Genomic DNA, 14745 nt, shown 5'->3' with positions numbered 1-14745 from the left:
ACCGTCCGGTCCCGGCCGACCGGTTCAGCGCCGGGCGGAGTCCTTCCGGAACGCCCGGTCCAGGTCCGGTTCCGTCACCGGCCGCAGCGCCCGCCGCACCGGCGGCGTGCACATCAGCGTCACCGCCACGGCGGCGACCACGGAGACCAGGACCAGCCCGGCGGGCTCCGCCAGCCAGTCGTAGGCGTCGAACACGCCCGCGTACCCGGCGCCCTTGATCAGGAAGCCGTGCAGCAGATAACCGCAGATCGTCCCGGCGCCGAGCACCGTGAACCACATGTGGCGGCGCGGCACCCAGGCCAGGAACCCGATGGTGAGCAGCAGCGCGGCGCAGAACATCAGCAGCGTCATCACCGCCCCCGACCACCAGGGCGCGTCCAACTCCTGGGCGCTGTTGCTGCGGTAGAACCAGCCCAGCTGCATCCGGGGCGCCGCCCAGTACGCGAGGGCCACGGCCCCGGCGAAGAGCGGGACGGCGAACATCCGCACCTCGCGCCGGTGCACCAGCCGGAAGTGCTCGGGGCGCAGCCGGAGCCCCAGCACGAAGAACGGCAGGAACTGCAGGACCCGCTGGAGGTCCAGGTCGTCGCCGATCGAGGGGGAGAAGGAGGCGAGCACGGCGATCACCAGCGCCACCGGCAGCGGATGGCGCAGCGCCTGCCAGATCGGGGTGGTGAGCCGCCAGATGAAGAGCGCGACCAGGAACCACGTGAGGTACCAGGGGTCGAGCAGGCTGATCTCCATGTCGCCGGTGTCGCCCGCGTACCACCTGAACAGCGAGTACGCCGTCTCGAACACGACGTAGGGCAGGGCGACCCCGGTGACCAGGCGTTTCACCTTGGCCGCGGACATGTCGAAGGAACGGGAGAAGTAGCCGGAGATGATGATGAACGCCGGCATGTGGAAGGTGTACGCCACCATGTAGAGCGCGCGGACGGTCCGGCTGCCGTCCATCACCGGTTCCCATGAGTGGGCCACCGCGACCAGCACGATGGCCAGGTATTTCACGTTGTCGAAGTAGGCCTCGCGCCGTTTCGCCGGTGCGCCCGCCGGAGGCTCGTTCGCCACCTTCCCGGACGGTCCCACCTGCGTGGGGGGTGTCGCGACGGCGGTCGCCGCACCTCTGCCTCCGGGCTCCGACCCTTGGTGCGCCGGTGGGATCTGGGCCCGCTGGAATACGTTCGGAGCGTGGAACATTCCAGTCACCTTAGACGCCGGGATCGGAATTCGTAAAACCGCTCGGGGATATTGATCTGACTCCGTCCCCTCGAAAGCGAAACAGCCATTTACCGGCCGCTATGCACCGATTCATCCCGCTTAAATGGGGCATATCGGCAGGGTTCTGTGCGACGTGAATCTAATCGCACTTGAATCTTGGAATTGCCTGTGAACGAAGTGTGCGGGTATGGAAATCGTCACAATGGAAGTCCGTCGAAACCTCTTGTCCGGCCGTTCACGCGTGACGTCGGAGGTGGCTGCGCGCCCCTCCCGTGCGGCGGTGCGCCCCTGGTGCGCGCGGGGCGCGGGGAATGGCGAGAACCGGTCACTCCGATCCGTCACCCGGCAGCGACCCATGGGGAGTTGGTGGCACGATGGACCGGACGGAGGGGTGCCGCGCCGCATCTCTCCGGGCCGGCAAGGCGGACCGACCGAAGGTGTGATCAGACGTGGCCATTTCGCTGTCTGTGGTGTTGATGTTGGCGATCATCCTGGTCGTGCTGATCAGAGGCGGTTCCCTCAAGGCCGGACCGGCGGTCGTCGCCGTGCTCTTCGGCTTCTTCCTGGCGTCCAGCGGCATGGCGCCGTCTATCCAGCGTTTCCTGGACTCGATAGCGCAGACCGTCAGCCAGCTCTCCTTCTGACGCCACTCCGCGGCCCGTGCGAACCGGGCTCACGGGCGACCGGCCCGTGAGCGCCCGGTTCTTTCGTGTGCGGTCCCGGTGCGCGTGCGGGAATGCGAAAGGCCCGGTCCGGCGAGGAATTCGCCGGACCGGGCCCAGTCGTGGAGCGGGCGACGGGAATCGAACCCGCGTAGCTAGTTTGGAAGACTAGGGCTCTACCATTGAGCTACGCCCGCACAGCCGCGCCGCAGGCCCGGGGGCCGACGGCACGTGAAGCATCGTAGCGGGTCGCGGACGCTGCGCGCACACCCCGCGGCCGGAGACCCGGCACCGCCGTCGGTGACGGCTTCGGTGCGGCCCGCGCAAAGCGGCCGACGCACCGCCCCGCTGCATGTACCCTACGTGTCGCACCGACGGGGTGTGGCGCAGCTTGGTAGCGCGTCCGCTTTGGGAGCGGAAGGTCGTCGGTTCGAATCCGGCCACCCCGACCAACCGGCACGACCAGGAACCACCGCGCGGCGGTACCGCCGGCGGGACGCGGAACCGGGACGGCCCCGGAAACAGCGCGCCGGGGCGGGCCGCACGATGCGTCGGCCGAGGGCGGAGCGCGTTGCGGGAGTCCGACTCCTTGCCGTTACTATGCAAAATGCGTGCCCGTGTGTCTGATGTACCGGGCTCGGTCCGCGAAGCCGCCGAACCGTGCGGCGGAGCAGAACCCCAAGAAGTCAGCCACCAAGGAGACCGAACCGTGAAGAGCGCCGTGGAGACCCTGAACCCGACCCGGGTTCGGCTCACTGTCGAGGTGCCCTTCGAGGAGCTCAAGGACAGCCTCGACGCGGCGTACAAGAAGATCAACCAGCAGGTCACGGTGAAGGGCTTCCGCAAGGACAAGATCCCTGCCCGGGTCATCGACCAGCGCTTCGGCCGCGGTGCGGTGCTGGAGGAGGCCGTCAACGACGCCCTCCCGAAGTTCTACACCGAGGCCGTCAACGAGGGCGAGCTCAACGTCCTCGGCCAGCCGGAGGTCGACATCACCGAGCTGAAGGACGGCGAGCTGCTGGCCTTCACCGCCGAGGTTGACGTACGCCCCGAGATCGAGATTCCGGACTACTCCGGCATCGAGGTCACCGTCGACGCCCTCGAGGTCAGCGACGAGGACATCGAGAAGGCCGTGGAGCAGCTCCGCGAGCGCTTCGCCTCCACCAACCCGGTCGAGCGTGCCGCTGCCGAGGGCGACGTCGTGACGATCGACCTGCAGGCCAAGGTCGACGGCGAGGTCCTGGAGGACGGCGTGGCCGACGGTGTCTCGTACACCATCGGCTCCGGCGAGCTGCTCGACGGCATCGACGCCGCCGTGACCGGCCTGGAGGCGGGTGGCGAGGCCACCTTCACCTCCGAGCTGAAGGGCGGCTCCGCCGCGGGCAAGGAGGCCGAGGTCACCGTCAAGGTCACCGCCGTCGCCGCCCGCGAGCTGCCCGAGCTGGACGACGAGTTCGCCCAGATGGCCAGCGAGTTCGACACCCTCGACGAGCTGAAGGCCGACAGCCGCAAGCGCCTGGAGAACACCAAGCAGTACGACCAGGCCACCCAGGCCCAGGAGCGTGTCCTGGACGAGCTGCTCAAGCTCGCCGAGGTCCCGATCCCGGAGAAGCTGCTCGCGGACGAGATCCAGACCCGCAAGCACAACCTGGAGCACCACCAGCTCGGCCAGATGGGCCTGACCCTCGACAAGTACCTGGAGATCCAGGGCAAGACCGCCGAGGAGTTCGACACCGAGACCTCCGAGCAGGCGATCAAGGGCATCAAGACCCAGTTCATCCTGGACGAGATCGTCAACAAGGAGAAGCTCAACGTCAACCAGGAGGAGCTCACCGAGCACCTCATGCGGCGTGCCGCCTCCTCCGGCATGAGCCCGGACCAGTTCGCCCAGGCCGTCGTCGAGGGCGGCCAGGTGCCGATGCTCGTCGGCGAGGTCGCCCGCGGCAAGGCGCTGGCCGTGGTCGTCGAGGCCGCCAAGGTCGTCGACACCAACGGTGAGGTCATCGACCTGGAGGACGAGGAAGAGGAGGCCACCGAGGTCGTCGAGGCCGCCGAGGGCACCGACACCGCCGAGGCCGCCGAGGCGAAGACCGAGGCCTGAGCCTCGCGCTGACCCCCGTACGACGGGCTCCGGACGCACCCGCGTCCGGAGCCCGTCGCCGTAGGGCGTACGGTGCCCCACAACCCTTGTGCGGACTGCGGAGCTTGCGCTCCCAGCGAACAGTTGCGGAAGCGGGATGGCGTTGTCCCACCTGCGCGTTAGGGTCCATGAAGAGGAAGGGTGGGGAAGCTCCCCGCCCACCCGGTACGAAGACGCTGAGACGGCCGGAGCCGTCAGAGACGAGCAGGTGGATACGTGACGAATCTGATGCCCTACGCCGCCGGAGAGCCGTCCCTCGGTGGAGGCCTCGGTGACCAGGTCTACAGCCGGCTGCTCGGCGAGCGCATCATCTTCCTCGGCCAGCAGGTCGACGACGAGATCGCCAACAAGATCACCGCGCAGCTGCTTCTTCTCGCCGCGGAGCCCGAGAAGGACATCTACCTCTACATCAACAGCCCCGGCGGTTCGGTGACGGCCGGCATGGCGGTCTACGACACCATGCAGTACATCCCCAACGACGTGGTGACGATCGGGATGGGCATGGCGGCCTCCATGGGCCAGTTCCTGCTCACCGGCGGCACCGCGGGCAAGCGCTTCGCGCTCCCGAACACCGACATCCTCATGCACCAGGGTTCGGCCGGCATCGGCGGTACGGCCTCGGACATCAAGATCCAGGCCCAGTACCTGCTGCGCACCAAGCAGCGGATGGCGGAGATCACCGCCCGCCACTCCGGCCAGACCGTCGAGACGATCATCCGCGACGGCGACCGCGACCGTTGGTACACCGCGGAGGAGGCCAAGGAGTACGGCCTCATCGACGAGATCATCACGGCCGCATCGGGCGTTCCGGGCGGCGGCGGCACCGGCGCCTGATCCGGCTTCCACCGGACCGGCGCCACCGCCCCGCGCACCTCTCGTACGCCGAGACACCCAGCCACAGAACGCCACCAGGATGGTGAACACCCACATGAACAACTTCCCCGGCGCCTCCGCGAGCGGCCTCTACACCGGCCCGCAGGTGGACAACCGCTACATCGTCCCGCGCTTCGTGGAGCGCACCTCGCAGGGCGTGCGCGAGTACGACCCGTACGCGAAGCTCTTCGAGGAGCGCGTGATCTTCCTCGGCGTGCAGATCGACGACGCCTCCGCCAACGACGTCATGGCCCAGCTCCTCTGCCTGGAGTCGATGGACCCGGACCGGGACATCTCGATCTACATCAACAGCCCCGGCGGCTCGTTCACCGCGCTCACCGCGATCTACGACACGATGCAGTTCGTGAAGCCGGACATCCAGACGGTCTGCATGGGCCAGGCGGCCTCCGCCGCGGCCGTGCTGCTCGCCGCGGGCACCCCCGGCAAGCGCATGGCGCTGCCCAACGCCCGCGTGCTGATCCACCAGCCGTCCTCGCAGACCGGCCGCGAGCAGCTCTCCGACCTGGAGATCGCGGCCAACGAGATCCTGCGGATGCGCACCCAGCTGGAGGAGCTGCTGGCCAAGCACTCCACCACCCCGCTGGAGAAGGTCCGCGACGACATCGAGCGCGACAAGATCCTGACCGCCGAGGAAGCCCTCGCCTACGGTCTCGTCGACCAGATCGTGTCGACCCGCAAGCAGGCGGCCTCGGCCGTCTGACGCCGGTCTTCAGCCCCTTGGCACACCGTGTTCGCCCGGCTCCGGCCGCGTGAACCGTGCCAAGGGGGGCCCGAACGGGGGGCCAGGCAAGGTACCGTCGGATAGAGGCACCAGGAGCCGCTGAACCAAGCTGCTCCCAGGCGAAGGGGAAGCACCTCGTGGCACGCATCGGTGATGGCGGCGACCTGCTCAAGTGCTCGTTCTGCGGAAAGAGCCAGAAGCAGGTGAAGAAGCTCATCGCGGGACCCGGTGTGTACATCTGCGACGAGTGCATCGATCTCTGCAACGAGATCATCGAGGAGGAGCTCGCCGAGACCTCCGAGGTGCGCTGGGAGGAACTCCCCAAGCCGCGCGAGATCTACGAGTTCCTCGAGGGGTACGTCGTCGGGCAGGAGCCCGCGAAGAAGGCCCTCTCGGTCGCGGTGTACAACCACTACAAGCGGGTCCAGGCGGGTGAGAACGGCGGCGCCCAGGGCCGGGACGACGCCATCGAGCTGGCCAAGTCCAACATCCTGCTGCTGGGCCCCACGGGCTCCGGCAAGACGCTGCTCGCGCAGACCCTGGCCCGCATGCTCAACGTCCCGTTCGCCATCGCCGACGCGACGGCGCTGACGGAGGCCGGCTACGTCGGCGAGGACGTCGAGAACATCCTGCTGAAGCTGATCCAGGCCGCGGACTACGACGTCAAGAAGGCCGAGACCGGGATCATCTACATCGACGAGATCGACAAGGTCGCCCGCAAGAGCGAGAACCCGTCGATCACTCGCGACGTCTCCGGCGAGGGCGTCCAGCAGGCCCTGCTGAAGATCCTGGAGGGCACCACCGCCTCCGTACCGCCGCAGGGCGGCCGGAAGCACCCGCACCAGGAATTCATCCAGATCGACACGACGAACGTGCTCTTCATCGTCGGCGGTGCCTTCTCCGGCCTGGAGCGGATCATCGAGTCCCGGGCGGGCGCCAAGGGCATCGGCTTCGGCGCGACGATCCGGTCCAAGCGGGAGATCGAGGCGAGCGACCAGTTCCAGGAGGTCATGCCGGAGGACCTGGTGAAGTTCGGGATGATCCCGGAGTTCATCGGCCGCCTGCCCGTCCTCACCTCGGTCCACAACCTCGACCGCGAGGCGCTGCTCCAGATCCTCGTCGAGCCGCGCAACGCGCTGGTGAAGCAGTACCAGCGCCTCTTCGAACTCGACGGTGTGGAGCTGGACTTCGAGCGCGGCGCGCTGGAAGCCATCGCCGACCAGGCGATCCTCCGCCAGACCGGCGCGCGCGGGCTGCGCGCCATCATGGAGGAAGTCCTCCAGTCGGTGATGTACGAGGTGCCGTCCCGCAAGGACGTCGCCCGCGTCGTCATCACCCCGGACGTCGTCCGCAACAACGTGAACCCCACCCTGGTCCCGCGCGAGCCGCGCACGATCGGCAAGGGCGACGGCGGAGGCCGGCACGAGAAGTCCGCGTAACGGCGGCCGCACACGGACGGAAGGGGCGCCCGGCCAGGTGAACTGGCGGGCGCCCCTTCCGCGTTGCCAACGCTACTTCTTGACGCGGATCTCCTTGCGGAGGTCCGCCGCGATCTTGGCCGCGGTGTCCCTGTCCACGCTCCGCGTCATGTCGCCGGGGGAGACCATCGCCAGGGTGCTGTAGTCGGCCCAGGCACAGAACCAGTCGTTCTTCGGCTTCTGGGTCTTGGAGTCCGTGCCCTCGGTGCCCTGGCACTTCATGATGCCGTTGTCGAACCCGGCGGGGGAGACCTCCTCCGGGCTGCCGACGAGCTTGCCGTTCTTGCTTCCGGCCGCGTTCTTCTGCATGGAGGCGAAGAACGCGTCCAGCGTCTTGGCCGGATCGCTGATCTTGCCGTACGCGCCGGCGAGGGTGATCATCTTCGCGGTCAGCATGTTCGGGTCGTTGGGCTTGTTGGGGTCGAACTTGGTGATGTCCGCGGTGGAGTAGAGCCCGGCGGCGGTCTTGGGGTCCTGGATGCCGGTCTGCGTCAGTTCCTTGGTGTCGTCGTCGCTCTGCTCCTGGCTCGCGGCGTCCTTGCTCAGGCGCTTGTAGTCGCCCAGCACCGTCGCCGGCGTCGTCAGGGTGTGCGGGCCGTCGTCGCTGAGCCCGCCGCCGCCCCCGCCGGTCAGGAAGTAGATGCCGCCGCCGATGACCGCCAGGGCCACGATCACGCCGCCGACGACCAGGCCGGTCTTCTTCTTCGGCTGGGCCGGGGGCATCGGCATCTGGCCGCCGTAGGCCGGCTGGCCGCCGTACGGGGGAGTGGGCGGCTGCTGGCCGTACGGGCCGGGCTGCTGGGGCTGCTGCTGCGGGTAGCCGTAGCCCGGCTGGCCCTGCGGGGGGACGCCCTGGGGGGCCTGCTGGGGGTAGCCGTAGCCGGGCTGGCCCTGCGGGGGCTGCTGGCCGTACGGGCCCGGCTGCTGGCCGTAGGGGCCGGGCTGCCCCTGGGGCGGCTGACCACCGTACGGACCGGGCTGGCCCTGCGGGGGCTGCTGGCCGTACGGGCCCGGCTGGTTGTAGCTCATCTGCGGTTCCCCTGTTCGGAAGTGCTCACCGGAGTGTTTATGTGTTTTGGACATCCTGGCGGAAGGTCCACCCGGATGGGGCACCGGGAGCCGCACCGTTACTGAACAAACCGGTTTCAGTGCATGACTGTGACGGCCCTAAACTGTCCCCCGTGACCGAGAAGACTCAGCAGACGCCAGCCAGCACCCCCGAACTGCCGACCCAGTACGCGCCGGCCGAGGTAGAGGGGAAGCTGTACGAGCGCTGGGTGGAGCGCGGTTACTTCGAGGCCGACGAGCACAGCGAGAAGCCCCCGTTCACCGTCGTCATCCCGCCGCCGAACGTCACGGGCAGCCTCCACCTGGGCCACGCCTTCGAGCACACGCTGATCGACGCGCTGACCCGCCGCGCCCGCATGCAGGGGCACGAGACGCTCTGGCAGCCCGGCATGGACCACGCGGGCATCGCCACGCAGAACGTCGTCGAGCGCGAGCTGGCCAAGGAGGGCAAGTCCCGCCACGACCTGGGCCGCGAGGCGTTCGTCGAGCGCGTCTGGAAGTGGAAGAACGAGTCCGGCGGCCAGATCTCCGGCCAGATGCGCCGCCTCGGTGACGGCGTCGCCTGGTCCCGCGAGCGGTTCACCATGGACGAGGGCCTCTCCGAGGCCGTCCAGACCATCTTCAAGAAGCTCTACGACGACGAGCTGATCTACCGCGCCGAGCGCATCATCAACTGGTGCCCGCGCTGTCTGACGGCCATCTCGGACATCGAGGTGGAGTACCAGGACGACGACGGCGAGCTCGTCTCCATGACGTACGGCGAGGGCGAGGAGACCATCGTCGTCGCCACCACCCGCGCCGAGACGATGCTCGGCGACACCGCCGTCGCAGTCCACCCCGACGACGAGCGCTACCGCCATCTGGTCGGCAAGCAGATCAAGCTGCCGCTCACCGACCGTACGATCCCGGTCGTCGCGGACACCCACGTCGACCCCGAGTTCGGCACCGGCGCCGTCAAGGTGACGCCCGCCCACGATCCGAACGACTTCGAGATCGGCCGGCGCCACGACCTGCCCTCGATCGCCGTCATGAACGAGCGCGCGGTCATCACCGTCCCCGGCCCCTTCGAGGGTCTGGACCGGCTGGAGGCCCGCTCCGCCATCGTCGCCGCCCTGCGCGCCGAGGGCCGGATCGTCGCCGAGAAGCGCCCGTACGTCCACTCCGTCGGCCACTGCTCGCGCTGCAAGACGACCGTCGAGCCGCGCCTGTCGATGCAGTGGTGGGTCAAGGTCGGCCCGCTCGCGCAGGCCGCCGGTGACGCCGTCCGCGACGGCAGGGTCAAGATCCACCCGCAGGAGATGGAGAAGCGGTACTTCGACTGGGTCGACAACCTCCACGACTGGTGCATCTCGCGCCAGCTCTGGTGGGGCCACCGCATCCCCGTCTGGTACGGCCCGAACGGCGAGATCGTCTGCGTCGGCCCCGGCGAGGAGCCGCCGTCCGGCGAGGGCTGGCACCAGGAGACCGACGTCCTGGACACCTGGTTCTCCTCCGGCCTGTGGCCGTTCTCCACCCTCGGCTGGCCCGGGAAGACCGACAGCCTCGCGAAGTTCTACCCGAACTCCGTCCTGGTCACCGGCTACGACATCCTCTTCTTCTGGGTTGCCCGGATGATGATGTTCGGCCTGTACGCGATGGACGGCACCCCGCCCTTCCACACCATCGCCCTGCACGGAATGGTCCGCGACCAGTTCGGCAAGAAGATGTCGAAGTCCTTCGGCAACGCGGTCAACCCGATCGACTGGATGGACAAGTACGGCTCCGACGCGCTCCGCTTCACGCTGGCCCGCGGCGCCAACCCCGGCGTCGACGTCCCGATCGGCGAGGACTGGGTCCAGGGCTCGCGCAACTTCGCCAACAAGATCTGGAACGCCACGCGCTTCGCGCTGATGAACGGCGCCACGATCGAGGGCGAGCTGCCCCCGGCCGAGTCGATGTCCTCGACCGACCGCTGGATCCTGTCGCGGCTGAACAAGACCGTCGCCGAGGTGGACGCCCTCTACGACGACTTCCAGTTCGCCAAGCTCAGCGACGCCCTGTTCCACTTCGCCTGGGACGAGGTCTTCGACTGGTACGTCGAGCTGTCCAAGACCACGTTCTTCGCGGGCGGCGAGCAGGCCAGGGTCTCCGGCCGGGTCCTGGGCGAGGTCCTCGACGTGATGCTGCGGCTGCTGCACCCGGTCGTCCCGTTCGTCACGGAGACGCTGTGGACGGCGCTCACCGGCGGCGAGTCCGTCGTCGTCGCCGAGTGGCCCAAGGACTCCGGCTTCCGCGACGAGGCGGCCGAGCAGGAGATCGGGCTCGTCCAGCAGCTCGTCACCGAGGTCCGCCGGTTCCGCTCCGACCAGGGCCTCCAGCCCGGCCAGAAGGTCCCGGCCGAGCTCACCCTGGCCGGTACGGCGCTCGCGCCGCACGAGGCGGCCGTCCGCCAGCTGCTGCGGCTCCAGCCGGCCGGTGAGGGCTTCCACGCCACCGCCTCGCTGCCCGTCGCGGGTGTCACGGTCGCCCTGGACCTCTCCGGCACCATCGACGTCGAGGCGGAGCGCAAGCGCCTGACGAAGGATCTGGCCGCCGCCGAGAAGGAGAAGGCGCAGGCCACCGGGAAGCTCGGCAACGAGGCGTTCCTCGCCAAGGCGCCCGACCAGGTCGTCGACAAGATCCGCGGCCGGCTCGCCAAGGCCGAGGCCGACATCGAGCGGATCACCGGTCAGCTGGCGAAACTGCCGCAGAGCTGATCACCTGAGCACGGAGCCCCCGTACCCCTGACCGACCAGGGGGACGGGGGCTCCGTTCCGTCCGGGCCCATGCGCCGCGCGCGTTGTCGGTGCCCATCCGTAGACTGGCTCGTGTGAGTGAGCCCCGCCCTTCCGACCGGCCCGACAACTCCGACTCCGACGACGCCTTCGCGGAGATCGTCGACGAAGAGACCCAGCGCGACCCCGACCTGGCGGTGATCGAGGCCGGGAGCCGTACGCTGCGCACCCGCTCCGGCCCGCCGCAGGGCGCGGAGCTTCCGGCCCGCCCCGCCGACCCCGAGGTGGACAAGGCGCTGCGCGAGGTGGAGCAGGAGCTCGCCGGACGCTGGGGCGAGACCAAGCTGGAGCCGTCCGTCACCCGCATCGCCGCGCTGATGGACGTGCTCGGCGAGCCGCAGCGCGCCTACCCCTCGATCCACATCACCGGGACCAACGGCAAGACGAGCACGGCCCGCATGATCGAGGCGCTGTTCGGCGCCTTCGACCTGCGCACCGGCCGCTACACCTCGCCGCACGTCCAGTCGATCACCGAGCGGATCAGCCTGGACGGCGCCCCGATCGCCCCCGAGCGGTTCGTGGAGGCGTACCAGGACATCAAGCCGTACGTGGAGATGGTCGACACCCAGCAGCCCTACCGGCTCTCCTTCTTCGAGGTGCTGACCGGAATGGCCTACGCGGCCTTCGCCGACGCCCCGGTCGACGTCGCCGTCGTCGAGGTCGGTATGGGCGGCAGCTGGGACGCGACGAACGTGATCGACGGCTCGGTCGCCGTCGTCACCCCCATCTCGCTGGACCACACCGACCGGCTGGGCTCCACACCGGCCGAGATCGCCGTGGAGAAGTCCGGGATCATCAAGCAGGGCGCCACGGTCATCCTGGCGCAGCAGCCGGTGGACGCCGCGCAGGTGATGCTGAAGAAGGCCGTCGAGGTCGACGCCACGGTCGCCCGCGAGGGCATGGAGTTCGGCGTCGTCTCCCGGGAGGTCGCGGTCGGCGGGCAGCTGCTGACCCTGCGCGGCCTGGGCGGCGAGGGCAACGAGTACACCGAGATCTTCCTCCCGCTCTACGGGGCCCACCAGGCGCACAACGCCGCGGTGGCGCTCGCCGCGGTGGAGGCGTTCTTCGGGGTCGGGGCCGAGCGGCCCGGCTCGCTGGACGCCGACACGGTCCGCAGGGCGTTCGCCTCGGTGGTCTCCCCGGGCCGCCTGGAGGTCGTCCGGTCCAGCCCCACCGTCGTCCTGGACGCCGCGCACAACCCCGGGGGCGCCCGCGCCACCGCCGACGGGCTCTCCGAGGCGTTCGGCTTCTCCCGGCTGATCGGCGTCGTCGGCACCAGCGCCGACAAGGACGTCAGAGGGCTCCTCGAAGCCTTCGAGCCGATCTTCGCCGAGGTCGTCGTCACCCAGAACTCCACCCCCCGCGCGATGGACGCGGACGCGCTGGCCGCCATCGCCGTGGAGGTCTTCGGCGAGGACCGGGTCCAGGTGGAGCCGCGCCTGGACGACGCGCTGGAGGCGGCGATCACCCTCGCCGAGGAGGAGGACGAATACGCGGGGGCCGGTGTGCTGGTGACCGGTTCCGTGATCACGGTCGGCGAGGCCCGGCTGCTTCTGGGAAGGCGCTGACCCATGCGTACGCTCTGTGCATCCACGCTCATCGGTGAATTCTTCGTGATCGGTTTCGCCGGTCTCGTCGCGATGAAGTCCGACGATCTGAGCAATGGCACGGTCTGGACGGTCTGCGGCATCGGCATGGTGCTCTCCGTGCTGCTCTGCGGGATGATCACTCGTCCCGGTGGCGTCCAGCTCGGCTGGGTGCTCCAGATCGCCCTGGTGCTCGGCGGATTCTTCGTTCCGACGATGTTCATCCTCGGGGTGGTCTTCGCCGGGCTGTGGTGGGCCTCGGTCCACTACGGTCGGAAGATCGACGAGGCGAAGGCCCGCTGGGCGGCGGCGCAGGAGGCGGCCGAGGCCGCGGCCTGACCGGCGGAGCGCGTCCCGCGGCCAAACCCGGCCGCGGGCCCGGCTCCGTACCCCTGTAGCCTCGATCCACCGCACCCGCATGCCTGCAAGGAGCCGCACACCATGACCCAGCGCACCCTCGTTCTCCTCAAGCCCGACGCTGTCCGGCGCGGACTGGTCGGCGAGATCGTCGGGCGGATCGAGCGCAAGGCCGGCTGGCGGATCACCGCGCTGGAGCTGCGCACCCTCGACCGTGCCACGCTGGAGCAGCACTACGCCGAGCACGTCGGCCGCCCGTTCTACGAGCCGCTGGTGGAGTTCATGCAGTCCGGCCCGATCGTGGCGCTGGTCGCCGAGGGCGAGCGGGTCATCGAGGGCGTCCGTACGCTGGCCGGCCCCACCGACCCGATCGCCGCCGCGCCCGGCTCCATCCGGGGCGACTTCGGCACCATCACCCGGGAGAACCTCATCCACGCCTCGGACTCCGAGGAGTCCGCGGAGCGCGAGCTGAAGCTGTTCTTCCCGGGCATCGCCTGATCGCGGATCAGCCGAACAGCGCTCAACCCTGGGGCGACCGAATTAATTCGGTCGCCCTTCGGTATAGGGTCCTGGATCGCGGGAACGCATCCCTCCGACATAACGTCACCATGAGGGGAACGGTCTTCCGTTCCACTCGCGAAGGCGAAGCACCCTCGCGCGGTGTCCGTCGGTACGCCACTACGATGGAATCCTCCACGCCCGCCGCGCTCAGCCCGCCATCCAGAACAAGCCACCATGCTTTCTCTGAAGGCCCGACGCATCCTCAATGAGGAACAAGGGGAACTCAATGTCGTTCATCGGTCGTGACATGGCTATCGACCTCGGGACTGCCAACACGCTGGTGTACGTCAGGGGGCGCGGCATCGTTCTGAACGAGCCGTCCGTCGTGGCCATCAACACCAACACCGGCGGCATCCTGGCGGTCGGCTCCGAGGCCAAGAAGATGATCGGCCGTACGCCCGGCAACATCGTCGCCGTACGGCCCCTGAAGGACGGCGTGATCGCCGACTTCGAGATCACCGAGCGGATGCTCCGCTACTTCATCCTGAAGATCCACAAGCGCCGCTACCTGGCCCGTCCGCGGGTCGTGGTCTGTGTGCCCTCCGGCATCACCGGGGTCGAGCGACGCGCCGTCATCGAGGCGTCGACCCAGGCCGGCGCCCGTCAGGTGCACATCATCGAGGAGCCCATGGCGGCCGCCATCGGCTCCGGGCTGCCGGTCCACGAGGCCACCGGCAACATGGTCGTCGACATCGGTGGCGGCACCACCGAGGTCGCGGTCATCTCGCTGGGCGGAATCGTCACTGCCCAGTCCATCCGGGTCGCCGGTGACGAGCTGGACAACGCGATCATCCAGCACGTCAAGAAGGAGTACTCGCTCCTCCTCGGCGAGCGCACCGCCGAACAGATCAAGATCACCATCGGTTCGGCGTACGACATGGACAAGGACGAGCACACCGAGATCCGCGGCCGCGACCTGGTCTCCGGGCTGCCCAAGACCGTGGTCATCTCCGCCGCCGAGGTCCGCAAGGCCATCGAGGAGCCGGTCAACGCGATCGTCGACGCGGTGAAGACCACGCTCGACAAGTGCCCGCCGGAGCTCTCCGGCGACATCATGGACCGCGGCATCGTCCTCACCGGCGGCGGCGCGATGCTGCGGGGGCTCGACGAGCGGCTGCGCCGCGAGACCGGCATGCCGATCCACATCGCGGAGGACCCGCTGGACTCGGTGGCCCTCGGCTCCGGCAAGTGCGTCGAGGAGTTCGAGGCGCTCCAGCAGGTGCTGGACGCCCAGCCCCGCAGGTGAA

12 protein-coding genes and 2 tRNA genes are annotated in these 14745 nt (G+C 68.9%); 11 read left to right on the top strand and 3 right to left on the bottom strand.

Annotated features, from left to right (window positions below):
• Positions 1-24: 24 nt before the first annotated feature.
• A complete protein-coding gene (locus ACIQGQ_RS05700) occupies positions 25-1197 on the bottom strand; it encodes an acyltransferase family protein (RefSeq protein ID WP_402391054.1) in 1173 nt (390 codons plus the stop codon).
• Positions 1198-1667: 470 nt separating this feature from the next.
• Between ACIQGQ_RS05700 and ACIQGQ_RS05695 the strand changes: the two genes are divergently transcribed.
• On the top strand, positions 1668-1862 hold the full coding sequence (locus tag ACIQGQ_RS05695) for a hypothetical protein (RefSeq protein ID WP_352275316.1): 195 nt from the start codon (positions 1668-1670) through the stop codon (positions 1860-1862).
• Between the two features lie 141 nt (positions 1863-2003).
• Here the strand turns inward: ACIQGQ_RS05695 and ACIQGQ_RS05690 are convergent.
• Positions 2004-2077, bottom strand: a tRNA-Gly gene (locus tag ACIQGQ_RS05690).
• Between the two features lie 178 nt (positions 2078-2255).
• On the opposite strand from ACIQGQ_RS05690, the gene ACIQGQ_RS05685 reads away from it, so the two are divergent.
• The 5 genes from ACIQGQ_RS05685 (at position 2256) to clpX (ending at position 7074) form a co-directional block, all read left to right on the top strand.
• Positions 2256-2332 (top strand) — tRNA-Pro (locus ACIQGQ_RS05685).
• Between the two features lie 257 nt (positions 2333-2589).
• Complete coding sequence (tig, locus tag ACIQGQ_RS05680; protein ID WP_402391051.1) at positions 2590-3981, top strand: trigger factor; 1392 nt, start codon at positions 2590-2592, stop codon at positions 3979-3981.
• Positions 3982-4248: 267 nt separating this feature from the next.
• Positions 4249-4854, top strand: coding sequence for an ATP-dependent Clp protease proteolytic subunit (locus ACIQGQ_RS05675; protein WP_187438547.1), 606 nt, complete (start codon positions 4249-4251; stop codon positions 4852-4854).
• A gap of 79 nt (positions 4855-4933) precedes the next feature.
• Positions 4934-5614 (top strand): ATP-dependent Clp protease proteolytic subunit, encoded by a 681-nt coding sequence (locus tag ACIQGQ_RS05670; RefSeq protein WP_366290976.1) that lies wholly within the window; start codon positions 4934-4936, stop codon positions 5612-5614.
• Between the two features lie 158 nt (positions 5615-5772).
• Entirely contained in the window at positions 5773-7074 is a 1302-nt protein-coding gene (gene clpX, locus ACIQGQ_RS05665) for an ATP-dependent Clp protease ATP-binding subunit ClpX (protein ID WP_366290978.1), read from the top strand.
• Positions 7075-7146: 72 nt separating this feature from the next.
• On the opposite strand, the gene ACIQGQ_RS05660 is transcribed toward clpX, so the two are convergent.
• Complete coding sequence (locus ACIQGQ_RS05660; protein ID WP_402391047.1) at positions 7147-8142, bottom strand: hypothetical protein; 996 nt, start codon at positions 8140-8142, stop codon at positions 7147-7149.
• Between the two features lie 152 nt (positions 8143-8294).
• On the opposite strand from ACIQGQ_RS05660, the gene ACIQGQ_RS05655 reads away from it, so the two are divergent.
• The 5 genes from ACIQGQ_RS05655 (at position 8295) to ACIQGQ_RS05635 (ending at position 14744) form a co-directional block, all read left to right on the top strand.
• Positions 8295-10916, top strand: a complete 2622-nt coding sequence (locus tag ACIQGQ_RS05655; RefSeq protein WP_402391045.1) for a valine--tRNA ligase — start codon at positions 8295-8297, stop codon at positions 10914-10916.
• Between the two features lie 113 nt (positions 10917-11029).
• Positions 11030-12562: a bifunctional folylpolyglutamate synthase/dihydrofolate synthase gene (locus tag ACIQGQ_RS05650; protein ID WP_402391042.1), complete on the top strand. Its 1533-nt coding sequence runs from the start codon at positions 11030-11032 to the stop codon at positions 12560-12562.
• Positions 12563-12565: 3 nt separating this feature from the next.
• Positions 12566-12919 carry a DUF4233 domain-containing protein gene (locus ACIQGQ_RS05645; RefSeq protein WP_352275306.1) on the top strand — a complete coding sequence of 118 codons (354 nt, stop codon included), beginning with the start codon at positions 12566-12568 and terminating at the stop codon, positions 12917-12919.
• Between the two features lie 102 nt (positions 12920-13021).
• Complete coding sequence (gene ndk / locus ACIQGQ_RS05640) at positions 13022-13435, top strand: nucleoside-diphosphate kinase (RefSeq protein ID WP_366290990.1); 414 nt, start codon at positions 13022-13024, stop codon at positions 13433-13435.
• 289 nt (positions 13436-13724) lie between these two features.
• On the top strand, positions 13725-14744 hold the full coding sequence (locus tag ACIQGQ_RS05635; protein WP_402391040.1) for a rod shape-determining protein: 1020 nt from the start codon (positions 13725-13727) through the stop codon (positions 14742-14744).
• Position 14745 lies beyond the last annotated feature (1 nt).

The organism is Streptomyces sp. NPDC092952 (assembly GCF_044754785.1).
Taxonomy (GTDB): domain Bacteria; phylum Actinomycetota; class Actinomycetes; order Streptomycetales; family Streptomycetaceae; genus Streptomyces.
Note: the sequence above shows the minus strand (reverse complement) of the source record. Positions and strands in the feature narration are given on the sequence as shown.